Annotated in this window: 23 protein-coding genes, 1 pseudogene and 1 riboswitch; of the genes and pseudogenes, 6 read left to right on the top strand and 18 right to left on the bottom strand. The window is 32.4% G+C overall.

Going from position 1 to position 21,679, the window contains the following annotated elements; translation table 11 throughout:
• Positions 1-288 precede the first annotated feature (288 nt).
• Both M1D64_RS00675 and M1D64_RS00670 read right to left on the bottom strand, forming a co-directional pair.
• Complete coding sequence (locus M1D64_RS00675) at positions 289-1,383, bottom strand: ABC transporter permease (protein ID WP_041080153.1); 1,095 nt, start codon at positions 1,381-1,383, stop codon at positions 289-291.
• The gene (locus M1D64_RS00670) at positions 1,380-2,108 is read right to left on the bottom strand and encodes an ABC transporter ATP-binding protein (protein WP_041080155.1); all 729 of its coding nucleotides are present in this window, start codon (positions 2,106-2,108) and stop codon (positions 1,380-1,382) included. The genes M1D64_RS00675 and M1D64_RS00670 overlap by 4 nt, the downstream gene beginning before the upstream one ends.
• A 139-nt stretch (positions 2,109-2,247) precedes the next feature.
• Here M1D64_RS00670 and M1D64_RS00665 point away from each other — a divergent pair, with 139 nt between their 5' ends.
• Positions 2,248-2,814, top strand: a complete 567-nt coding sequence (locus M1D64_RS00665) for a TetR/AcrR family transcriptional regulator (RefSeq protein ID WP_037537447.1) — start codon at positions 2,248-2,250, stop codon at positions 2,812-2,814.
• Positions 2,815-2,880: 66 nt separating this feature from the next.
• Here the strand turns inward: M1D64_RS00665 and isaB are convergent, their stop codons facing one another.
• Complete coding sequence (gene isaB, locus M1D64_RS00660) at positions 2,881-3,381, bottom strand: immunodominant staphylococcal antigen IsaB family protein (protein WP_069825942.1); 501 nt, start codon at positions 3,379-3,381, stop codon at positions 2,881-2,883.
• Positions 3,382-3,654: 273 nt separating this feature from the next.
• Here isaB and M1D64_RS00655 point away from each other — a divergent pair, with 273 nt between their 5' ends.
• The gene (locus M1D64_RS00655) at positions 3,655-3,786 is read left to right on the top strand and encodes a beta-class phenol-soluble modulin (protein ID WP_002482076.1); all 132 of its coding nucleotides are present in this window, start codon (positions 3,655-3,657) and stop codon (positions 3,784-3,786) included.
• Positions 3,787-3,855: 69 nt separating this feature from the next.
• On the opposite strand, the gene M1D64_RS00650 is transcribed toward M1D64_RS00655, so the two are convergent.
• Entirely contained in the window at positions 3,856-4,326 is a 471-nt protein-coding gene (locus M1D64_RS00650) for a peptide-methionine (S)-S-oxide reductase (RefSeq protein ID WP_041080157.1), read from the bottom strand.
• A 146-nt stretch (positions 4,327-4,472) separates the two neighbouring features.
• On the opposite strand from M1D64_RS00650, the gene M1D64_RS00645 reads away from it, so the two are divergent.
• Both M1D64_RS00645 and trhO read left to right on the top strand, forming a co-directional pair.
• On the top strand, positions 4,473-4,694 hold the full coding sequence (locus tag M1D64_RS00645) for a hypothetical protein (RefSeq protein WP_002482074.1): 222 nt from the start codon (positions 4,473-4,475) through the stop codon (positions 4,692-4,694).
• A gap of 287 nt (positions 4,695-4,981) precedes the next feature.
• Complete coding sequence (gene trhO, locus M1D64_RS00640; protein ID WP_002482073.1) at positions 4,982-5,932, top strand: oxygen-dependent tRNA uridine(34) hydroxylase TrhO; 951 nt, start codon at positions 4,982-4,984, stop codon at positions 5,930-5,932.
• Between the two features lie 46 nt (positions 5,933-5,978).
• On the opposite strand, the gene M1D64_RS00635 is transcribed toward trhO, so the two are convergent.
• From M1D64_RS00635 to M1D64_RS00605, 7 genes and pseudogenes are all read right to left on the bottom strand, one after another.
• The gene (locus M1D64_RS00635; protein ID WP_256106355.1) at positions 5,979-6,113 is read right to left on the bottom strand and encodes a hypothetical protein; all 135 of its coding nucleotides are present in this window, start codon (positions 6,111-6,113) and stop codon (positions 5,979-5,981) included.
• Between the two features lie 87 nt (positions 6,114-6,200).
• Positions 6,201-6,755: pseudogene (locus M1D64_RS00630) on the bottom strand (dihydrofolate reductase family protein).
• A gap of 317 nt (positions 6,756-7,072) precedes the next feature.
• Positions 7,073-7,822 (bottom strand): transglycosylase family protein, encoded by a 750-nt coding sequence (locus M1D64_RS00625; RefSeq protein ID WP_069825943.1) that lies wholly within the window; start codon positions 7,820-7,822, stop codon positions 7,073-7,075.
• Positions 7,823-8,359: 537 nt separating this feature from the next.
• Complete coding sequence (locus M1D64_RS00620) at positions 8,360-9,076, bottom strand: transglycosylase family protein (RefSeq protein WP_270915772.1); 717 nt, start codon at positions 9,074-9,076, stop codon at positions 8,360-8,362.
• 493 nt (positions 9,077-9,569) lie between these two features.
• Positions 9,570-10,010, bottom strand: coding sequence for a sensor histidine kinase (locus M1D64_RS00615; RefSeq protein ID WP_052034675.1), 441 nt, complete (start codon positions 10,008-10,010; stop codon positions 9,570-9,572).
• Positions 10,011-10,111: 101 nt separating this feature from the next.
• A complete protein-coding gene (fadH, locus tag M1D64_RS00610; protein WP_002482062.1) occupies positions 10,112-10,876 on the bottom strand; it encodes a 2,4-dienoyl-CoA reductase in 765 nt (254 codons plus the stop codon).
• A 321-nt stretch (positions 10,877-11,197) separates the two neighbouring features.
• Positions 11,198-11,317, bottom strand: coding sequence for a DUF3955 domain-containing protein (locus M1D64_RS00605; RefSeq protein WP_107607432.1), 120 nt, complete (start codon positions 11,315-11,317; stop codon positions 11,198-11,200).
• A 203-nt stretch (positions 11,318-11,520) separates the two neighbouring features.
• Between M1D64_RS00605 and M1D64_RS00600 the strand changes: the two genes are divergently transcribed.
• Both M1D64_RS00600 and M1D64_RS00595 read left to right on the top strand, forming a co-directional pair.
• Positions 11,521-11,988: a helix-turn-helix domain-containing protein gene (locus M1D64_RS00600; RefSeq protein WP_002482061.1), complete on the top strand. Its 468-nt coding sequence runs from the start codon at positions 11,521-11,523 to the stop codon at positions 11,986-11,988.
• 66 nt (positions 11,989-12,054) lie between these two features.
• A riboswitch (SAM riboswitch) is annotated at positions 12,055-12,168 on the top strand.
• 70 nt (positions 12,169-12,238) lie between these two features.
• Positions 12,239-12,412 (top strand): hypothetical protein, encoded by a 174-nt coding sequence (locus tag M1D64_RS00595; RefSeq protein ID WP_002482060.1) that lies wholly within the window; start codon positions 12,239-12,241, stop codon positions 12,410-12,412.
• A gap of 77 nt (positions 12,413-12,489) precedes the next feature.
• On the opposite strand, the gene gtfB is transcribed toward M1D64_RS00595, so the two are convergent.
• From gtfB to M1D64_RS00560, 7 genes are all read right to left on the bottom strand, one after another.
• Complete coding sequence (gene gtfB / locus M1D64_RS00590; protein WP_037537438.1) at positions 12,490-13,815, bottom strand: accessory Sec system glycosylation chaperone GtfB; 1,326 nt, start codon at positions 13,813-13,815, stop codon at positions 12,490-12,492.
• The gene (gene gtfA, locus M1D64_RS00585; protein ID WP_002482058.1) at positions 13,808-15,313 is read right to left on the bottom strand and encodes an accessory Sec system glycosyltransferase GtfA; all 1,506 of its coding nucleotides are present in this window, start codon (positions 15,311-15,313) and stop codon (positions 13,808-13,810) included. The genes gtfB and gtfA overlap by 8 nt, the downstream gene beginning before the upstream one ends.
• 33 nt (positions 15,314-15,346) lie before the next feature.
• Positions 15,347-15,535: a hypothetical protein gene (locus M1D64_RS00580; protein ID WP_002482057.1), complete on the bottom strand. Its 189-nt coding sequence runs from the start codon at positions 15,533-15,535 to the stop codon at positions 15,347-15,349.
• A 327-nt stretch (positions 15,536-15,862) separates the two neighbouring features.
• The gene (locus M1D64_RS00575) at positions 15,863-17,365 is read right to left on the bottom strand and encodes a DUF6056 family protein (protein WP_069821831.1); all 1,503 of its coding nucleotides are present in this window, start codon (positions 17,363-17,365) and stop codon (positions 15,863-15,865) included.
• Between the two features lies 1 nt (position 17,366).
• The gene (locus M1D64_RS00570) at positions 17,367-18,314 is read right to left on the bottom strand and encodes a glycosyltransferase family 2 protein (RefSeq protein WP_069825968.1); all 948 of its coding nucleotides are present in this window, start codon (positions 18,312-18,314) and stop codon (positions 17,367-17,369) included.
• 137 nt (positions 18,315-18,451) lie between these two features.
• Positions 18,452-19,681, bottom strand: coding sequence for a putative glycoside hydrolase (locus M1D64_RS00565; protein ID WP_069838122.1), 1,230 nt, complete (start codon positions 19,679-19,681; stop codon positions 18,452-18,454).
• 365 nt (positions 19,682-20,046) lie between these two features.
• Positions 20,047-21,249, bottom strand: coding sequence for a purple acid phosphatase family protein (locus M1D64_RS00560; protein WP_241092750.1), 1,203 nt, complete (start codon positions 21,247-21,249; stop codon positions 20,047-20,049).
• Positions 21,250-21,679 lie beyond the last annotated feature (430 nt).

Below are 21,679 nucleotides of genomic sequence, written 5' to 3'. Positions count from 1 at the left end.
TACAAAATAATTCCATAATATTTTATAATTACACAAGAATATTATGCTTTAGTTTATTAAAATCAATGGAAAACCAATAACCCACAATCGCTTTCACACTGAATTTAATTGTATATGTATCATTTCTGTGAATTTTATTTCTTACCGTCAATAAATTTAATTTTGTCCCGTTTTCAAAAATTTTTGCTATAGAAAAAGCTTCTTTTTAAGTTATCACCCTAAAGTGTGTACTTAAAAAGAAGCTTTAATTGAATATAATTTAATAAATTTACCTTTTTATCGTTTCTTCTAAACTTTTCTATAACGCTTAAGACCTACAATATTAAGCACTGTAAATACGAAAATAAATACGAACAGAATACCAATATCGAACCAAATAAATTCGAACCCTTGGCTTTTGATCATAATATTGGTCAATGCATCCCCAGCATAGCGTAATGGAAACAAATAGCCTATCACACTGACCCAATCAGCAATATTTTCAAGAGGAATAATACCTGAAAAGAAAACTTGTGGTATTGCTACAATTGGAATAAATTGGATCATTTGGAATTCTGAATTTGCAAATGTTGATACGAAGATTCCCATCGCTAAAGCAGCTAATGCAATTAAAATATTGATTAATAGTACCCACCAAATACTACCTGCCACTTCAATGTTTAATATGAGAATCGCATAAAATACAATCAGTAGTGTTTGGAGAATTGCAAACAATCCATAGCCAGCTAAATAACCAAATACGATTTCACTACGTTTAACGGATGTAGCTAATAAGCGCTCTAATGTTCCATTTGTACGTTCTCGTAATAATCCAATGCCTGATATTAAAAACACAAATAAAAATACGAAGAAACCAATTAATATCGGAAACATTTTATCAAAATAAGTGCTATCTTCATCTCCATATAAATAATGATTATCTAATTTAACATTTTCATCTTGTTGTGCATTTTTTTGTTTCATATTATTCGGTATTTTTTCAACGATTTTCATCATATCTTGCATCTTATTTTGTTGTATCGCGCTACCAAGTAATTGTTTTGTTGAACCTGTTTTACTAGGATCTTCATTTGCATATGTGACCTCTAAATTAGAACCATTTTTCGTAATGTAACTATCTAATTTAGAATTTACGATTGTATCTTTTATAGAATCAGGCGATTTGATTTTTTCTATTTCTACTTTGTCTGAAGGTAATGCATTCACAATTTTTTGGGGCACATTGTCATCGATGCCTATTTTTAAATCAGTTTCTGAATTTGTATCGAATACAAAATATAATAATGTTAATACTAGGATTGGTGCAAATAACATGAGCGCCAAAGTTCTTTTGTCTCTTAATAATTCTTTAATCACTCTTATGAACACTGCTTTGAATCTCATGATTGCACCTCCGCTTCAGCTTTAATAAATACTTCTTCTATAGAATCTACGCCAAATTTATCTTTTAGTTCTTGTGGCGTACCCATAGTAAATAATCGTCCTTCTACAATTAAACCTATATAATCACAGCGCTCAGCTTCCCCCATAACATGCGTAGTCACAATAACTGATTTTCCTTTTTTAGTTAAATGTTTTAACTGCTTCCATATATCTCTTCTTAGACTTGGATCTATGCCTACTGTAGGTTCATCTAAAATAATAAGGTTTGGATTCGCAAGTAATGTAATAGCTAATGATAATCTACGTTTCATCCCACCAGAAAAAGTATTAACAATTTTGTTTAATTCTCCTTCTAAATTCACAAGTTTCATATTAGTCGCTATAGCTTGCTTTAATTTCTCTCCTTTTAAGCCGATTAAATTACCAAAAAAGACTAAATTTTCATGTGCAGTTAGTGATTCATATAATGCATCACTTTGGCCCATATAACCGATTTCATTTAAAATTTTACGATCTGGTATTTCAGTATCAAAAATTTGAGCATGACCTTCATCTAATTTCTCCATACCCATGAGACATTTAATCGTAGTTGTTTTGCCAGAACCACTTGGCCCGATAAGTCCTAATATTTTTCCAGATGATAACTCTATATCGGTATGATCTAAAACTTTCTTCTTACCATAATATTTCGTTGCATTTGTCAATTTGGCTACAAGTTCAGACATATAAGCCCTCCTTATTAGACACAGTGTCAATTATCGTTCATAATGCGATTATATACCTCTACTTTGCAAAAGCAATGGAAAAATAACCGTTAATGAACATAATAAAATATATGTCTATTAATATTTGGAGTGAGTTTGATTGAATGAAGAAATGATGACAGATTCGCGTATATTAAAAACAAAAAGAAATACCAGAAAGGCATTAATAACGCTGTTGAAGCATAAAAAGTATGATGATATTTCAGTTAAAGATATATGTGAAGTAGCTGGCATTAGTCGAGGCACTTTCTATTTACATTACAAAGACAAGTTTGATTTAGTGGAACAATATCAATTTGAAATTACAAAAGAAGGCAGCAAAAGAGTTCAAAGTTTATTACAAAGTGAACGTCATTTGTTGTATTATCATATAATTAACTTTTGGAATAATGAAGCCGAGCTTTTATTGTTGCTCATTTCGAATAATGGATCACCTGACGTTCAAAATCAACTAAAAAAAACATTACAATATAATGCGGAAAAGAATGTTTTCCCATACACAAAAAAATCCCATTTTAGTGAAAAAGAACGACACTATTTTGTAGTTTTCTTGAGTAATGCTATATTTGGTATTATTCAAGAATGGGTCAATAATGGTCAACAAGAAACCCCAGAAGAACTATCTGCCATTATCCATAAAATTATACCTGATTCTTTATTAGGTTAATAAAACATATAATAAAAGCACAATGCCATTATAAGTAGCATTGTGCTTTTTTGAATCGTCTATTATTTATTCATTTTCTGAATTAATTTGTACATCTTTCACATAACCATCTTCAACAATAAATTGAACTATGTTATCTCCCATATGATATCTATAATCAAATCCTTGAGCACTTTCAAATGGCTTTTCAATAGGTTGACCATATTGCTCAATTAAAGCTTCCTTCGATACTGCACCCTTCTTCACTTCAAAATCTACCATTGAAGCTGTTTGCTCCCCTGTCTTTGCAATGATTTGATCATATATATCAATCATCGAACTCTCTTGTTGTTCGTTTCCAGTAATATTATAACCGTTAATCACGAAGTTATTATTTTTTACGTCTTCAATAAATGATGGCTCCAATATAAAGTCATTTGCGTCAGTAGTATAACCATTTACTTGATAATCAATATTTTCTGATCCGTGTGCAATAAAAGTTGAGTTTGATGTCACGCTACTCGTTGTGCCAACCATTGCGCTCAGTGCTAATCCAGTTGCTAATGTTACCTTAACCAATTGATTCATACTCAATCACCTCCTAAATTTTATATAGCCCAATCAATTACAATATTGCATATTCTTCCAGACATTTCCACACAACATTTAAATCTTTACAAAAATTTAAAATTTTTATTTATTTATAAAAATTCCTATAAAAAAACTATTATTACACTTAGGTATAAAAAATAGTGAGTTAGGCATTTTTACAAAATTAATTAACAAAAAGATATATATTGTGTTTAACAAATTAAAGCGCAAGTTTTAATTTAAATTTTTCAAAATAAAGAAGTGTCTCACATGACAGGAATCGTAGAAGCGATTGGTAATGCAGTAAACGCAGGATTAGCACACGACTGGGCAACAATAGGCGTTAGTATCGCAGATGTTTTAGCTAAAGGTGTAGACTTTGTTTTAGGTTTCTTTAAATAAATCACACACAAAACCCCTTTTCTAAAATTCTTACTTATGTAGGAATCATTTTGAAAAGGGGGTTGTTTTTTATTTATACTTATAAACAAGTTCTTTAGGTAAGTGACAATAATCATCTGGAAATCTTGATAAGCGATCCTGGTTTTCTTCTGCACTTCTTACATAATTCGTTAGTGGTAATACTTCAGTAGCAATAAGGTGATGGTCCTCAATACCATCTATGAATTGTTGAGCCTCTTTTAAATGTTTCTCATCTTCGCTGTATAATCCAGTTCTATATCTTAAGCCCACATCTTGACCTTGTTTATTCACACTATATGGGTCAATAATTTCAAATAAATAACCCATCAAATCTGTTACTGATACTTTTTGTGGGTCGAATTCTGTTTTAATTACTTCCACGTAACCATCATATTCACCGTCTAACGTATCCGTAATACCGTTAGCTCTTCCACCTTCAGTATTGATAACGCCGGGTAACGTTTTTACAAATGCTTGTACGCCCCATAAACATCCACCTGCTAAATATACTGTTTCCATTGCAATCCGCTCCTCATGATATTCATTATCATTTGAGTATAGTAATTTACCGTTACTTTTTCAATCACTTCTATTTAATTCAGCATCACACAATATGATTGACTGTTTTTAAAAAGGGAAAATAAATTTATATAAGGAGGAATTCTATGCCTAAAGTAGAAGAAAGAATGTTAGAAGATATTGAAAATAAAGAAACAAGATCTGAAAGTAATTTGAGTTCAGAAAAAGAAATGCAACAAAATGCTTTTGAGAGACTCGGCAAAGATGTCGTTATTATCGAAACATTATCTATCATGAACATTATTTTCGCCATCAGCACAATCAGCTTAATTGGTGCATTAATATTTACAAATAAAAAGAAATCATAATAGATATTAACTTGCTCTCTTCAAGATTTACTTGTAGAGAGCATTTTTTATTACATTAATCAAAAATCTTTACTTAATATAATAAAAATAATGAAGATACTTAAATTAATAAATTGAATAATATCCCTTTTTTGTTATAATGTAATAATGATAATTTTATGCTTTCGCTCAAAAAATAAATAAACCTTATTAAATTGAAGATACTCACATACTTTATATTAGCGAAAAAATGATACCAACATTTTATATAAATTTATAAGAACAAGAAATAAAAGGAGATTAGTATTATGGATTATAGAGTATTATTATATTACAAATATACAACAATCGATGACCCTGAATTATTTGCAACTGAGCATTTAGCATTTTGTAAAGACTTAGAACTTAAAGGTCGTATCCTCGTATCTACTGAAGGTATTAATGGGACAGTTTCTGGTACAGTCGAAGCTACCGATAAATATATGGAAGCATTAAAAAACGATGCTAGATTCCAAGGGATTACTTTTAAAGTGGATGAAGCCGAAGGACACGCTTTCAAAAAAATGCATGTTCGCCCTAGACAAGAAATCGTTGCTCTAGACCTTGAAGATGATGTAAACCCTAGAGAACTTACTGGTAACTATTTGTCACCAAAAGAATTTAGAGAAGCATTATTATCAGATGATACTGTTGTGATTGATGCTAGAAACGATTATGAATACGATTTAGGCCACTTCCGTGGTGCAGTTCGTCCTGATATCACAAGATTCAGAGATTTACCTGACTGGATTAAAGAAAATAAAGAGCAATTTATGGATAAAAAAATTGTAACGTATTGTACTGGTGGTATTCGTTGTGAAAAATTCTCTGGTTACTTACTAAAAGAAGGCTTTGAAGATGTGAGTCAACTTGAAGGCGGCATTGCTACTTACGGTAAAGACCCTGAAACAAAAGGTGAATTCTGGGACGGAAAAATGTACGTATTCGATGAACGTATCAGTGTAGAAGTGAATCATGTAGATAAAACTGTAGTAGGAAAAGAATGGTTCGATGGTACGCCTTGTGAACGTTATATCAATTGTAGTAACCCTGAATGTAACAAACAAATCCTTGTATCAGAAGAAAACGAAGCGCGTTATTTAGGCGCTTGCTCACATGAGTGTGCAAAACACGAAAATAACCGTTATGTAAAAAAACATAACATTAGCGATGAAGAAAAAGCGAAACGCTTAGAAAATTTTAAAGAATTAGTTAAATAACTATAAAAGAACCGCTGCTATATTGAATAGCAACGGTTCTTTTTATTTAATGGAATATATTCAAATCTTTCAATGTATTTTTCAGATTGATTTCATCCCATGGCATGTACTCTGCTACAGTAAAGCCTACAATATCATTATTTTCTGAAATGCCTTTTAGTATGTCATTTAAATGCGACAAGGACATTTGTCCAGCTGCTGCTGGGAACGATTCAATATATTGGTTAACGATTTACTCTCTTTTCATTTAATTTAAAACTTGATAATTTCATCCTAATGCACCGGATTCAAATGTCTCGCTCTTTATTAGTTTGAGATCAACTTTATCATGAATATTTTAAAATAACGGTAATCCTTTACCTATTAAAGTAGGCGATATTGTTATTTTATATTCATCCACTAAATTAAGTTGCATTAAATAATGTGCAAATCTTGGACTGCCTAACACGACAATATCTCCGCCTTCTTGCTGTTTTAATTTATTAATTTCTTCTTCAACATGATCTTTCACCAATTTTGAGTTACTCCATTCTACATGATTCAATGCTTTTGAAAATACAACTTTTTCAACATTTTCAATCCATTGAGCATGATTCAATTCGTGCTCATTTGCATTTTCATCAGATGGTACCGTCGGCCAGTAATCATACATCATTTCATATGTCTTACGTCCCCAAACAATCGTATCTGTATTACTCAGTACATCATCCGCAAATTTTTCCAATTCTTCATTATAGGCAACCCAACCGATGTCCATTGCACCTTTAGGACCCTCTACAAAACCATCTAGCGTACTATGCAAAAATACTATAAGTTTTCTCATATTCATCATCACTCCCTAATTTGAATTATTATAGCTAAATGTAACCAAGTATTACCACATCATTACCCATTTGCATATTTAATCATTCAAAGATATGCCATTAAAAACATTAAAGTAAAATCCAAGCTGCTTAGTACTATTGTCATCTTATTTCTTACTCAATTGAATGAACAAATTCAAAAATCCATATCCTACCTAAAAATTAAAACCAACAATTAACTATACAAAAAACCCGACTTCTTTATTAAGAAGCCGGGACCAAATTTATCATGTTAATTTAATTTTTATACTTTATTTTTAAAATTATGACTTACAGTTTATGCAGTAACCCATTGTGAAGCGCCTTCTGTATCATAAAGTTTTTGCGCTGCAGCATCTTGTACTGATTCTGGTGCTGAAGCAGCTGGTTGACCTTGATACTCAGCTGGAGCTACTGAATCCCATGTACTTTGTAAGAATTGGAACTTACCAGAAGCACCTGATGATGGATTTGTAGCATGGATGTCGCCACCTGATTCACGTTGCGCGATTTGTTGTAAGTGCGCATTAACACCTGATGATGAACTTTCTGAAGCTTCACTTGAACTTGATTCGTTTGAACTAGATTCATTTGAGCTTGATGCAGATTGTGTTGTTGCCTCTTGTTGTGGTTGTTGTGTTGCTTCAGTTTGTGGTGCAGCTTCTTGTGCTGGTTGTTCAGTTGAAGCTTGCTCAGTTTGTTGTGGTTGTTCTACTTGTTGTGGTTGCTCAGCAGTTTGTTGTGAACTATTGTCTGTAGCTTGTTCTGATGAAGCATTAGATCCTTCGCCTGAACCTTCACCATAGCTCCAGCTAAAGTTTTCACCATCTGATTGGAAACTATAATCTGTATTATTATAGTTAAAGTTGATATTATAAGCACCATCTTGAATAGGCGCCGCGTTTAATGATTCTGGATTTGATTGCGCTTGTTGTGCTAATTGTGCTTTGTCAACGCCTTGTTCTGAAGCCTCTGCTGAATTTCCTGCTGCGATTCCTGTTACGCCAAGTCCTACTGCTAATGTTGATGCAATTACTGTTTTTTTCATTATTAATAATCCTCCTAAGAGATTGTTTGTATTTTTAAAATTTAATAAATTAGCTTGTAATTTCAACCGTCAATAAATAAGTTTACTTTTTACAACTAATTTGTATTTCCTACTATAACACCTATAAAAAGCTTGTAGGTTACAGTGAAGTTAAAAAAACAAGCTCTTTTTTACATCCTAATTACGTTATATATTACACTCAAATCAGGAATTTCTACCTAAAAATCCTTTCATGTACACCTTGTAGTGTATTTATACACTTTTGTGGATGTAATCGCTTTGTAATTAGTGTGAAAAAAGATGTCTATTTGCACTCCAGAAAACATTAACATTGCTTACTATATATATTTAAAAACATTCAAATTAACTACTTTACTAAATGCGTTTTAAACAGCACATTTGCGTTTTGCGCAACAAAATTTATCTCAAAAGAATTCTATTGACTGACCAACCTGATATACTTATAAATAAAAAAGCTGAGACATATATGTCTCAGCTTTAAATATTTATCTTAAATTCATTACTACACTTAATTTTTTATGCAGTAACCCATTGTGAAGCGCCTTCTGTATCATAAAGTTTTTGCGCTGCTGCGTCTTGTACTGCTTCAGGTGCTTCTGTTGGTGATACACCTTGATATTCAGATGGTGCTACTGAATCCCATGTGCTTTGTAAGAATTGATATTTACCTGCTGCACCTGATGATGGGTTAACAGCTTTAAGGTCGCCGCCTGATTCACGTTGCGCGATTGCTTGTAAATGAGAGTTAACATTTACTGATGAACCTTCTGAAGCTTCACTTGAACTAGACTCATTTGAAGTTGATTCATTTGAGCTTGAAGTAGTTTGTGTAGTTGCTTCTTGTTGTGGTTGTTGTGTTTCTTCAGTTTGTGGTGCAGCTTCTTGTGCTGGTTGTTCAGTTGAAGCTTGCTCAGTTTGTTGTGGTTGTTCAACTTGTTGTGGTTGCTCAGCAGTTTCTTGTGCTGGTGCATTAGTTGAACCTTGTCCATAGCTCCAAGTCCAATATTGACCATCTGATTGGAAACTATAGTCAGTATTATTATAGTTAAAGTTAATGTCGTAAGCACCGTCTTGAACTGGTGCTGCATTTAATGATTCTGAATTAGTTTGAGCTTGTTGTGCTAATTGTGCTTTGTCAACGCCTTGTTCTGAAGCGTCTGCTGAATTTCCTGCTGCGATTCCTGTTACGCCAAGTCCTACTGCTAATGTTGATGCTACTACTGTTTTTTTCATTATTAATAATCCTCCCAGAAGATAATTTTTAGATTTTATTATTTTTAAGATTTAATGTTGAATTTCAATTACCTTAAATAGATAATTTACTTTTTCAACTGACTCACAAATAACACTATAACATCCATACATAGCATGTAGGTTACAACGAAATTAAAATACCCCCTTACTTTTTTACATCCTAATGACACGCGCCATAGGATTTTATATACCATAAACACCCACTCAAAACTGTCATGAAAGTCATGAGTTACTTAATTAAGCCATAAAACCTTGTAATATTTATGTAATTTTTGCGACAACTATACATGTTTTTCAATGGTTAATAAAGAAATCTCGCCTTATAAAAATAAAAGATATGTTGTTATTACACCTCAACATATCTTTTATTAATTAACTACTATTGTATTAGTACATTTTAGTTCAAAGGAAAACTCAGCGTCATCGTTGTACCTTTTTTAAATACACTATCCACACTAATAGACCCACCTATTTATTCAACTAAGTTTGCTGCAATATATAATCCCAGCCCTGAACCACCTGTTGCTTGATTTCTTGAATTCTCCACTCTATATGTTCTATTAAAGATATAATTCAAATGCGTTTCTTTTATACCAATGCCCTCATCTTTTACTGAAATGGCTAACATACCTTGATTTTTCTCATAAACGTCAATTGTAATGGTTGTGTGCGCGTTTGAGAATTTAAGTGCATTATCTATAAAATTAGTAATAATACGCTCTAATGCATTTTGATCTTGAACAAAAGGTTGAATATTTTGAGGTATATGAACCTTAAATACTCTATTTTCTGTGGCTATAAACTGCTGGTATGATTCTAATATTGGCATTAACAACTGATCTATATTCAATTTAGTCTTGTGGCGTTGTCTATTTAAAGCAATCCAAGTAAACTCATAAAATGAGATTGTCATGATTCCAATTCTAAAGCGATTAGACACCCTTTAGACATCAGTCAGTCTTCTCTCTACATACATTGCACACCGATTATCTTTATTAAAGTTTTTATAATACTTTAAAATGGATTTTGATTCAGCCATTGTCCACCATCCATTGTCATACATGCACCATTAATATAACTCGCATCCTCTGACATTAAGAATTTTGCCAAACCTGCGATTTCTTCAGGTTGACCCATCCTTCCAAGTGGGACACTATCCAGCGTTTGTTGTTTTGCTTCTTCTGATAAACTTAGCTTTCCCGATCCACCTGTATTATCGATTGGCCCTGGGGCAATTGCATTGACATTAATGCCATATTTAGATCCCCATTCAACAGCCAGTGTTCGAGTCATTGATAACACGCCTGCTTTTGCACTTGCAGAATGTATCACACCTATACCAGCTCTCCATGCATAAGTCGCAACCATATTAATAATACGTCCACGTTGACCATTTTTAATCCATTCTTTTCCTACAGCTTGTGTACAGTGCCATGTCCCATTAAGGACAATATCAATGACAGAATGCCATCCATTATATGATAAATCTTCAGCTGCACATAGAAAGTTACCTGCTGCATTATTAACCAAACCATCTATTTTGCCAAACGTTTCAACCGTTTTATCCACTGTATATTGCACTCTTTCAGGATCTCGCACATCCATATCTATGCAAAGAATTTGTCCTTCATATTGTTCTATTTCTTCTTTTGCCGCTTCTAACCGTTCCAATGAGCGACCCGTTATAACCACTTTTGCACCCGCTTCAGCAAATTTTTGCGCCATTGCTTTGCCCATGCCACTACTTCCACCAGTCACCATCATCACTTTACCATTCATGTGCATTCTCCTTTTAAAAACGATTTATACTAAAGCGTCTAAATATTTTTAGTAAGCGCTTACAATTAGTATAACAAATATCGTGCAAATTTATAATAATTCATCTGTTTTAAATGTATTTACCATATAAAATCCCTACGTTTTGAACCATAAGCTCAAAAAATAGGCTGTAACATTAAACATGCCTCAGCCTATTTCCTATTTCAAACCACTCTATTTATGAATCTTATCTTCAAAATAGTGACATAAATAACCACCTATTGCAAAAAACATGAGTAAACCTCTAATAATGACAAATGAAAATCCAGATTCTACTAAATACTAAGGCTCTTTCAATATGCCATTTTCATTTACATAACTTGGAATTAAAAGAAAACTAATCCCTAACGATGCACCTAAAACAATACTTATAATACTTGCAAAAAATAACTTTTTATTCATAAACTTATTATGCCTCCTAAATTTTTAAATTTACTTGATGTCATCTATTATTGAATAAGCTTATTTTATTTAAAAGAAAGCATTGCTAGCATTTTAAAATATGCGCGCTAGGTGAACTTGCGGAGCATGTAAAGTATCACTAGCGTTCGCTTAACCACACTTTTTATAAACAAAATACGATTTAAAAGGAGCACATTTAACATATGAATTTTGGCACTCAAATTAAAATGATTCGAAAAGAAAATCAACTGACCCAAGAACAATTTGCCAATCAATTAAATATTTCACGACAAACTGTATCTGCAAGGGAGAATAATCGTTACTTACCGGATATTGAAATGATAGTAGAAATTGCCAAAACCTTTAATTTATCTCTAGATGATTTAATCTTAGGTAATACTGTGGTAAAGGATAAATTAGTTAATGATACGAAGTTTGTGAAACGCATTCGCTTAAGTATATTAAGTATGATATTTATCTTAATTGCTATAGTATCCGCATTGCTTTTCACAAGTTCACCTTCACATGTCTCTCAAGATGGTGTGTTACAAGAACCCTGGTTTCTAGTTATTCTCGCATTTTTCTCATTATTAACAGGTTTAATCATTGGTATGGTCAATTTAGTATTAATATTCATCAATTACTATAAATACGCACGCCGAAGAAAATAGTGTATTGTATGACTTTGTTTGTCATTTTACATTCATTTGCTATAATGATGTTTAAATAAAATAGTTCTCTTATTAAGAGTGAGTGGAGGGACTTGGCCCTATGAAACTCCAGCAACAGCAGTCATATGCGATGTGCTAAATCCAACAACTCAGTATGACGATTGAGTTGAAAGATGGGAAGTTGTGTGGAAGCTCTTCTTATCTAAGAAGGGCTATTTTATTTATAAAAATTAAAAAGGCGGTTATTTTTATGAGATCTCTACACACACTATTTAAACAATTAGAAAAATGGGAACAGTATCAACCTAAAAACATGGCGAGTAATATGAATAAAATGCAACATATTCAAGACATTAAAAAGCAAATTTGGAGACGTATTGATATAAATGATTATAAACAAGTGATACTAGAGAAAAATAAATAAAAAAATGGTTACCAATACCTTTATATCTCCTGGTATTGGTAACCTATTTAAAATTTTATGTTCTGTAATAAAATGAATTATTGCGCTAATGAACGGATAAATTCAGCTTTGCTGATTGAACCTGCTTGTTGCCATTGTTGTCTCAACCTTTGATCTAAATGAGATGGTTCAGCAACAATATCCCTCAATATACTACTTAATATCTCAAATTGTGCTTCCTCAAAAAGATTGTTCTCTGGCGTAACATCCTTATTGTGAGATGTCTCGTTGTATCCTAAGATGACTAAATTGTAATCAAACGCCGCTCTTACAGCATCTAATATTTCATTACCTTTATTTATATCTAAATAAATATCACATGATTTATATAACGAAATAAATTTTTGCCTTTTGGCATTTGGATATAAATTTACATTGTCATATTTATTGAGGCTTAATAACTTCATAGACATTTCTGTTAAAGCTGCAACATGAAACTCTAGATTTGGATGGGCTTGTACGATTTCTTCTAAATGCGGGATTTGGTCTGAATTTGTCAAAGTTAATACCTGATTAGAATGACGATTCTCTTTCACAAATCTATAAACATATCCTGATTGGAAGATACGATTTTTATATTGTTCATCTATGAGCTCTATTACTTTTTCATACGCTGAAGGACTAGGCAAAATAATTTTAAAATTTCGTTTTTCTTTTGCCAGTGCATTTTCCATATGTTTCATAATTTCAGGCGTAATATCTCCCTGCCAAAAAATAGAGTCGTTTCCAGATTCAGACAAACCATTTAATACGGCAGAAGAAATCGATAGTGAATTAATCATAAAGTTTTCAGACTCAAGCTGCGCAACTTCTAAGTAAAAATTGACAAACTGTATCTTTGAATGGAAGAAATAGACTTTGTTTTTCCAAGTTAACATGATGTCATTAGTCACAAAATTTTCTACCATCATTACTTCATTATTATAGTTAAAATACCTTTTCAAAATGCATTTTTGTGAGTTTGCGTCCAATACCACTTGTGCGTATCGCTTACCTACTTTATTGTAATAATCTATGTATTGCGTATGCCCGCGTTTATTTAACCATTCTACACGTTCAACAATTCTATGTTTATAATTTGCTTTATAAATAATTCTCGCTTTCACCTCATCCAAATTTTTGATAAAGGCAGTATTATTATTACCTTCTATCGTCCAAAATCTTGGAATCGGTACTTCATTAAAAAATAAAGGTTGTGAAGTTGTTTCAGGATTATTCGCGAAAAAAGCGTAAGGTGTTAATATATCATCTGGTAAAAATCCATTTTCTTCAATAACGATTGTTTTGCGTTGCTTACCAACATGTTTAAAAGATTTATATAAGATAATGGCTTTTTTATCAAAAACATCAAATAAATTAATCATATAGCACCTCACTAATCAAATTGTTCCATTTTTGTACGACAACCGGTTGGGTAAAGTTTTCAGCGATTTCATATGAAGCTTGATTAAATCGGCTTGTGTCATTATCGAAATAATTAACAATACCTTCAGCAAGGTGATCTATAATTTCAGATTCTTTATCCTCATTTAAATCAATCGGTATTAAATAACCATTTTTTTGATGCTTAATAAACGTTGGGTTACCATAGTTCACATCAAAACCAATCATACCTAAACCTGAACCGATAGCCTCCATTAATGTAAGACCGAAACCTTCGCTAGTTGAACCCGATAAGAAAAGTTCATAATCTTGATAAACTTGATTTAAATTAACATGTCCTTTTAATGTGATATAATCTTCAGCATGATTTTCTTGAATTAGTTTACTTAATAATTGTCTTTGGCCACCTTCGCCATAGATATCAAATGTTATTTCAGGAACAGATGCTTTCGCTTTCAATACGGCTTTTACTAACCAGTCGACATGTTTTTCAGTCGCTAGCCTTGAGGCTGTAATGATTGAGTAAGGTTTTCTACGATTTGGCTTCACTAACGCACTTAAACTACCTACAGGAATTGTATAAATTTTAGGCTTCCTATGATAATTTTTTTCAAATTGTTGTGCTAACAACTGATTTTGAATATCCGTTGCTGTAATAAAGAAATCAATCTCATGTGCATTCATAAACACATATTCGTAATGATTATTCCATAATATGTATGTATCATTTGTTATCGATTCATTATAATGTTCAGCATGAATCACAACTCCTAAGCGTGCTGATCCTTTATTTTGCAAAACCGTTTGTCCAATATCTTTTGAGCGATCTACAATCAACATATCTTTATCTGTTAAATGCAATTTTTCTAAAAAATAAGCTATTAATGCTTGCTTACCGTACAGAATATTATCCTCAAAAACAAACATACTTTCCTCATCATTAACATATTCGTTATATGCAATGGATCCATCCTCATTATAAAAGGACCTCATATATAATTTGGCCGAATTATCCTCAGGTGCAAAGTACTCAGACAAAACGCGTACATAAGAGTAATAGTCTCTCCTAAGCAACTTGCCTCTAGAAATGTATTCCACTCTATCTACAACATCACTATCTTCATTTTTTAAATAACATACTAAATAATTACTATTGTGATTAAAATGGATTTTTCGAGTTTTACCTTGATCTTCAACTTTAGTGATTTCTGAATACAATGGTTTGATAATTTCATCTACAGTCACACTTGTAGGTGCTATTTTAATATCTGTAAAATACTGATACAGCCAGATGATTTCCTCATTTTTAAATCCTATATTTTCAGTCAATGTTTGAATGTTTTCATTCTTAATAAAATCTAAAAACACAAATTTTATCGTTTCATTACATTTTCTCAATAACTGCGCTCTATAACGTTGTGCATATTCCACACCACTACTCGCCCAGCCAATCCCAAAATTAATATTATAGATTGTCACCTATTTCACCTCTATATGCATTTGTCTATGACTCTATATAAATAACTTCACTAACCCCATTAGCATTAACAACACAATAATCAATTTACAAATAAATGTAAGCGTTAAAAATTGTTTCTTTTCTTTTTGGAATTCTTTATCAGCGTCATATGCGTTTAATTCTGCTTCAATTTCCTTATTCAATTGCTCAAGTTCATGATCTTCAATTTCTTTTTCACTCATATAAATACCTTCTTTTTATAATTTCTACAATCAAATTATAACAAATCCATTGTCCAATACATAAATAACTGTCTCTCTATCTAATCATCTAAAACGTAGATGATTAGCCCCAAATTTGAAGTAACACGTCCAAATGCGATTGTGTAAAAACTACTGCTACATGCACTTGTTGCTCAGTTAAACCACATAAATCCCAAGTACTACTGCTACATGCCTCTTATTTAAAGTATGCCTTTAATTAACCATCTTTGGCGACGTATTACAAACTTATTTTCAGAAAAATCGGATAAAAGCTTTTTCTTTTGTTTGTTGTACTTAAAAACAATATTATTTTGATTGTTTTTGGTTACTAATACTGCCATAGGGCACATACTTCACTTTCGTATCTTTTGGTAAGCCTTCATATTCATTAAATAACGTTTGATACTTAGCACTTGTTGGTGTGGCATGATGTAAATAATGTTCAAAAGGTAATTTTTCCATACTATAAATTCTTTGCTTAGAATCTGCGTGAACGGCTTCTTTTAGCTGACTAATTCTTACTTCATTTGCAGCGTGAATATTGTAGAATACCCCTAAATACATCACTGCACAAAAGATAGCTAATCCAGTAATCCACTTTTCTGATTTCCTGTTAAACACTTCCAGTTGCGCAAGTAAAATTAATAATATGACAACATAAATTGCATATACTGTGTAAAAATTACGTGGACCTATGGGTGATACGATGATTAAAGGACCACACACAAGTATGATTGACGCGATTAATAAGTAAAGCGTATATCGAACTTCCTTTTGAGATATGACCGTATGGATAGCCAAGATCAATGCACACAAAAAGATAAAACATACCATAGTATTTAAAATATTAGTAAGTGTAATCATGTGAAAATGTTGTAATTCAAATTGTTTAAAAATAAAAAAATAATATATCGGTAATAGCGTTAAGCCACATACAATGAACCAATATCTACTTGTATATGTTTTCGTCATTTGTCGTGTTTTATACAACATAACAAGTAAGATACCAACGATTATCGTAATAATCACAATTTGATTAAAGAAAATCCAATCCGGCAATGTGGTTGTTACCGTTTTATAAACTTTATCAACGATACCCGTATCACTAGAGACCTGTTGATAATCGCTACCTTCAAAAAATATTTTGCGATAGTTCGGATTCAAAAACATAATGATTGTCCCTAAAGCAGAAATGAACCATCCTACAACAAATTTAGGATGCACTTTTTTATAGAAATATATATGTAATACAAGTGCGATTGCTATGATTAATGTATTAAATAATGTCGCATTTTCAATGAAAAATTGACCACCAAAACACACGCAATAAAAAATGATATTCCTACTTGGTTTATGACTGTTCCGGTAAAATAGTACCGTTACAATAAACCATAGAATAAATAATACACACAGCGTTGCTGGTACATAATTATAAAATCCTGCAAACCAGCCATACGTTTGTTTATAGATTTCATTTGGCATTGTCACCATTAAAATAAATGCCGCTAAACAAATGATAGAAGTCTGTTTATGTTTAACAAATTGACTGATGACCCATATGATCAACATGCTAAAGACGGCATACGCCAACCACCTAAACCAGTCAAATCGAACTGCTACAATTTCAAACAAATTACCAAGATAACGGCCGTTTAAATTAGCAAAATGTTCTTTCAACATTTGAATACCATATTGACTATACCAGTCCCAGTCATCATGGGTTAATGGCGTAAAAATAGCCATTAGTATATAAAAAATAAATAATCCTGTAAGTATTAGATGGATTTTATTTATATGTAAAGCTCTCATTTCAGTCCACCTCGCAATCACTTAAATTGGTTTGGCGTATGATATAGAGCGGTCGTTGTTTTACTTCATAATAAATTCTGCCTATGTATTCTCCAATGACCCCTAATGATGTTAACTGAACACCACCTAAAAATAATACTGCGACAATCGTTGTGAAATAACCTGGCGTCGAAACACCATAACTGACTGTATAAATAAAATTAAATAATATATAAAGGAAACTCATCGCGCACACAAATAAACCAAAGTATAAAATGGCACGTAACGGTTTATTATTAAATGAAATGAGACCATCTATGCCATAATTCAATAAAGAATTAAACGTCCACTTAGACTCACCATCGGCACGCACAACATTTTCATATTCAATCACTTTAGGTTCAAATCCAATCCAAGCAAATAAACCTTTAGAAAATCTATTGTATTCTCCTAAGTTCACTACTTCTCTGATCGCACGTTGGCTCAATAATCTAAAATCCCCTACGCCGTCTTCTAAATCCACATCTACAATTTTATTAATTACTGCATAATATAATTGAGATACAGTCTTGCGAATGACGTGTTCACCTGTTCTATCTCTTTTTGCCACAACCTGGTCTTCACCATCTCTATAATGAGCAATCATCTGTGGAATAAGGGTTGGCGGGTGCTGCAAGTCACCATCTAATATAACTAATGCTTCCGCTTCAGTACTCGCACATAATCCAGCATACATTGCAGATTCTTTTCCGAAATTTCTTGAAAATGATATGAACTTTACCGCATGATCTCGCTGTGCTAATGTTTTAATAATGGCTAGTGTGCGATCTTTACTTCCATCATCTATAAAAAGCAATTCATATTTATAATTGTTGCTGATACTATCTCGTTGCATAATTTCAGTTAATTTGGCATATGTTTGTTCTAGCACTGATGCCTCATTAAAACATGGAATTAAAATTCTAATCATAAAATACAGTGCTCCTCTTTCGATTTTAATTATATAAATATTAATATATTTCATATTATACAACATTAAAAGTAGAATGTAGTATTTATTTTTTCATTGTTATAATATTTAACATTCAACTTATATGAACGCTCACATTATTTTTCTTTCTTCGTTTCTTCTTTTAATTCTTTTTTATTTGCTTCTACCTTCTCTTTATCTGCTTTAGGTGTGTAGCCGACACCTTCTGTATAATCATTGGCAGCATTCCATAGTATGAACTCATTGATACCATGGTCTTTCAATGCTTTTACTTGATCTTCTACAGCTTCACTATCATAGGTCTTATAATTGCCTTCACCTAAATATTGCGCTGTAAAGTCTTGTAACCATGGACGAGATTTAGGTTTTTTATTACCTAATTTATTTAATACTTCAGTCTCTTTATCTAAATATTTATCAACTGCACCATAGGGCTCTTTGTCAGGGGCGTCATAGCCAAAGTCACCCGGACTCCAATGTGATGGATAGATCATAGATGAAATGGCATCCGTGTTTTCAGCAATTTTAGGGAAACTTTGACCAATACCCGGCGCTTCTTCGACCATTGCTGAATAACCAAATACATCAGCAGATATTTCAGCACCATACGGTTTCAGATCTTTGCGTGCAGTTTTCAAAAATTGAGTTATTGTATCCACACGTTGGTCAACTTCACTTAAGTCACTATCTTTATACTTTCCTTTATCGTAAGTTAAACTGTGCTCTACATTTTCAAATGCTTCAGGAAATCTCACATAATCATATTGAATATCTTTAAATCCAGCTTTAGCTGCTTCTTTTGAAACATTGATATTGTAATCCCATACTTCTTTTTTAAATGGGTTAACAAATTTATCTCCACCGTCACTTTCCCAAACAGTACCATCTGCATTTTTGAATGACCATTCAGGATGACTTTCTGCTAAATTCTTATCCTTAAAAGTAACAATTCTAGCTATTGGGTAAATATGTTTTGATTTCATCTTGCTAAGTAATGGCTTCGCGTCGACAATATCTAATGTGTGTTTATCGATTTCTTTGTTACCTGTATTAAAATTAATCGTGACATTTCCTGAATCATCTTTAACATCAATAACCATCGCATTCAAATCGCTATCTTCTATAAATTTAGTTAATTCATCAAATTTTTCACCTTTTGTTGAATTTGCACTGACGTAAATCCCCTTCACGCCGTCTTTAGGATATGTCACCCCACTGTTTTTACTAGCTTGTTCAGTTTGTTTATCATTATCTTCTTTATTTTTGCCTTTATCATTACTATTTGAACATCCAGTGATGATTAATGTACTTGCAAGTAATGTCGTTAAAACCCATTTTCCCTTCATTTCTTATCCATCCCCTTATCGATTATCGATTCAGACTATTTTTCATTCTATTAAGCTTATGTTAGTTATCTTATATTGTAAAATTCTTTTTTCTAAATAATTTGTATAGTACACTATATTAAAGCTATGTTTCTTTCGTTTTAAAGTGCACAATTAGCTGGGTACATTCTCTTTTAAAGCAATGGATTTTACGGAGTTTATGAAAAAAGGTCTAAGACATATATAGTCTCAGACCTTTTCATCATACTATTTAGAAATCATTTCATTTTAAACATCCGTCACAGTGAAGGAACACAACCCGATGCCTACCTGAAGATGTCTTTTATAGAAGACATGCCTTTCACGATATCAATCAGATACGTATTTTATTTATTATCTTTATTAATGCGAACGCGATCAATTGGTTCACCAAGTTTTTCGTTACCTTGTGGCACATGGTAGGTTAATAGTTCTATATAATCTTTCGTTATGTTTACTTTCGTATACGCTGGTTGATTATCCTGTATCGATTTGGCTGCATAATCCTTTTCACCATCTAATTCATAGAATTTACTGCCACTAGCTGAATTTAACGTTACATAAATTGTGCCGTCCGGATTCGTGTACGTTTGTGGTGCTTGTCCATTTTCATCGCATTGTACTTGTGCATCTTTCCCCTTCATCACATGCGAACGGCTATAAGAATGATCATGTCCTCCTAGTACTAAATCGACATTATATTTTTCCATTAACGGTGCAAATTTATCGCGTCTGATTTTGGACGCTAATTTGTCAGAATGCTTACCTGCCGAATAAGGGTTTCTATGCGTAAGTCCCACAATCCATTTAGGATTTTGATCTTTAGTATCCGCAATTGCACGTTTTAAAGTTTCTTCATGACCTTTAAAGTCTAAACTCTCAGAGTTCAAACTAACAAAAAGTGTATCATTGTGAGTGAAATAAAAATCTGAACTCGCAAAGTTTTTACCGCCATTTTGTAAATTAGGTAGATTAAAATGTTCAGAATATGCTTTGTTGGCGCGATCATGATTACCTAAAGTAGGTACCACTGTAAAATTCTCCATACCTTTTGCTTCTATAAAACCACTATACGCTTTTTCATCCCAAGGTAGATTGACTTGATCCCCCAAGCTCATTAAGAAGTCAGGATCCTGATTTAATTGTGCCATTTGATTTACAGTATTTTGCCAACCTTCATTATCTGATGCTAAATCTCCGGAAGCCCCTAGTTGAGGATCAGCTACTGCTATAAAATTTGTTTCTCCATTATTATTTGTATCAAAACGACGTATAGCCGATTTCTCTCCATTCTCTCCATTATAAAAACGATACATATATGCTTTATTTTCTTCTAAATTAGGTAACGTGGCCTGAGTATAATTCATATTCGGTATATCTTTATTTACTAAACGTTTCGTGTTGCTACCTTGGTGTGTTTGTCCCTCAATTCGTCTTGCATTTGAAAAATCTCCACGGTCATTTGCTTTTGCAATTTCTACATAACCTTGTTCTTCGGATTCGTGATACCAAGTTAAATTCTTTTCTGTATTATCTTTGCCAATCGTCATGATGTCATAACGATGTTCATTGCTTTGTGTTTGATTTGAAACTGTTTCCTTATTATTTTGCTCTTGTTTCGTACGTTCGTCATTATTTGGATAAGATGGTTGAGATGACTTAGATAGTTGTTTTGTATCTTTGATATCCGTATTTTCTAGTTTATCCGAAGTTGCTAATTCTTTGTGAGCCTCATGATGATTATCTTCTATTTGTGTGTTCTCTGATTGTTGCTTTTTCTGTTGTTCCTTTGCAATAACTTTATCAGTATTATCTGTTTCAGTTTGCTGATTATTTCCTGGGTTATGTTGATGAGATGTTGATTGGCTAGGTAACTGCGGGTGCGCTTTTGAGTCTGTATATTGTTCTAATTTGAGTTGTGATGGCGCTTCTTGTTGTTTTTGAGAAGATGCTAAAGTTTCATTACTTTTATCTTGTTGA

It is taken from the genome of Staphylococcus sp. Z5-21 (assembly GCF_056529615.1).
The sequence above is the reverse complement of the archived record's forward strand: the minus strand, read 5'-3'. Positions and strand labels throughout refer to the sequence as shown.

Coding starts and splice junctions, on each gene's coding strand:
- M1D64_RS00565 (WP_069838122.1), bottom strand. CDS start 19,681: ATGAAGGGAAAATGGGTTTTAACGACATTACTTGCAAGTACATTAATC.
- M1D64_RS00595 (WP_002482060.1), top strand. CDS start 12,239: ATGAGATCTCTACACACACTATTTAAACAATTAGAAAAATGGGAACAG.
- M1D64_RS00670 (WP_041080155.1), bottom strand. CDS start 2,108: ATGTCTGAACTTGTAGCCAAATTGACAAATGCAACGAAATATTATGGT.
- M1D64_RS00675 (WP_041080153.1), bottom strand. CDS start 1,383: ATGAGATTCAAAGCAGTGTTCATAAGAGTGATTAAAGAATTATTAAGA.
- M1D64_RS00650 (WP_041080157.1), bottom strand. CDS start 4,326: ATGGAAACAGTATATTTAGCAGGTGGATGTTTATGGGGCGTACAAGCA.
- fadH (WP_002482062.1), bottom strand. CDS start 10,876: ATGAATGGTAAAGTGATGATGGTGACTGGTGGAAGTAGTGGCATGGGC.
- M1D64_RS00655 (WP_002482076.1), top strand. CDS start 3,655: ATGACAGGAATCGTAGAAGCGATTGGTAATGCAGTAAACGCAGGATTA.
- gtfB (WP_037537438.1), bottom strand. CDS start 13,815: ATGATTAATTTATTTGATGTTTTTGATAAAAAAGCCATTATCTTATAT.
- trhO (WP_002482073.1), top strand. CDS start 4,982: ATGGATTATAGAGTATTATTATATTACAAATATACAACAATCGATGAC.
- isaB (WP_069825942.1), bottom strand. CDS start 3,381: ATGAATCAATTGGTTAAGGTAACATTAGCAACTGGATTAGCACTGAGC.
- M1D64_RS00625 (WP_069825943.1), bottom strand. CDS start 7,822: ATGAAAAAAACAGTAATTGCATCAACATTAGCAGTAGGACTTGGCGTA.
- M1D64_RS00575 (WP_069821831.1), bottom strand. CDS start 17,365: ATGAGAGCTTTACATATAAATAAAATCCATCTAATACTTACAGGATTA.
- M1D64_RS00580 (WP_002482057.1), bottom strand. CDS start 15,535: ATGAGTGAAAAAGAAATTGAAGATCATGAACTTGAGCAATTGAATAAG.
- M1D64_RS00615 (WP_052034675.1), bottom strand. CDS start 10,010: ATGACAATCTCATTTTATGAGTTTACTTGGATTGCTTTAAATAGACAA.
- M1D64_RS00600 (WP_002482061.1), top strand. CDS start 11,521: ATGAATTTTGGCACTCAAATTAAAATGATTCGAAAAGAAAATCAACTG.
- M1D64_RS00570 (WP_069825968.1), bottom strand. CDS start 18,314: ATGATTAGAATTTTAATTCCATGTTTTAATGAGGCATCAGTGCTAGAA.
- M1D64_RS00645 (WP_002482074.1), top strand. CDS start 4,473: ATGCCTAAAGTAGAAGAAAGAATGTTAGAAGATATTGAAAATAAAGAA.
- M1D64_RS00560 (WP_241092750.1), bottom strand. CDS start 21,249: ATGACGATTGGCAAAGATAATACAGAAAAGAATTTAACTTGGTATCAC.
- M1D64_RS00605 (WP_107607432.1), bottom strand. CDS start 11,317: ATGAATAAAAAGTTATTTTTTGCAAGTATTATAAGTATTGTTTTAGGT.
- M1D64_RS00620 (WP_270915772.1), bottom strand. CDS start 9,076: ATGAAAAAAACAGTAGTAGCATCAACATTAGCAGTAGGACTTGGCGTA.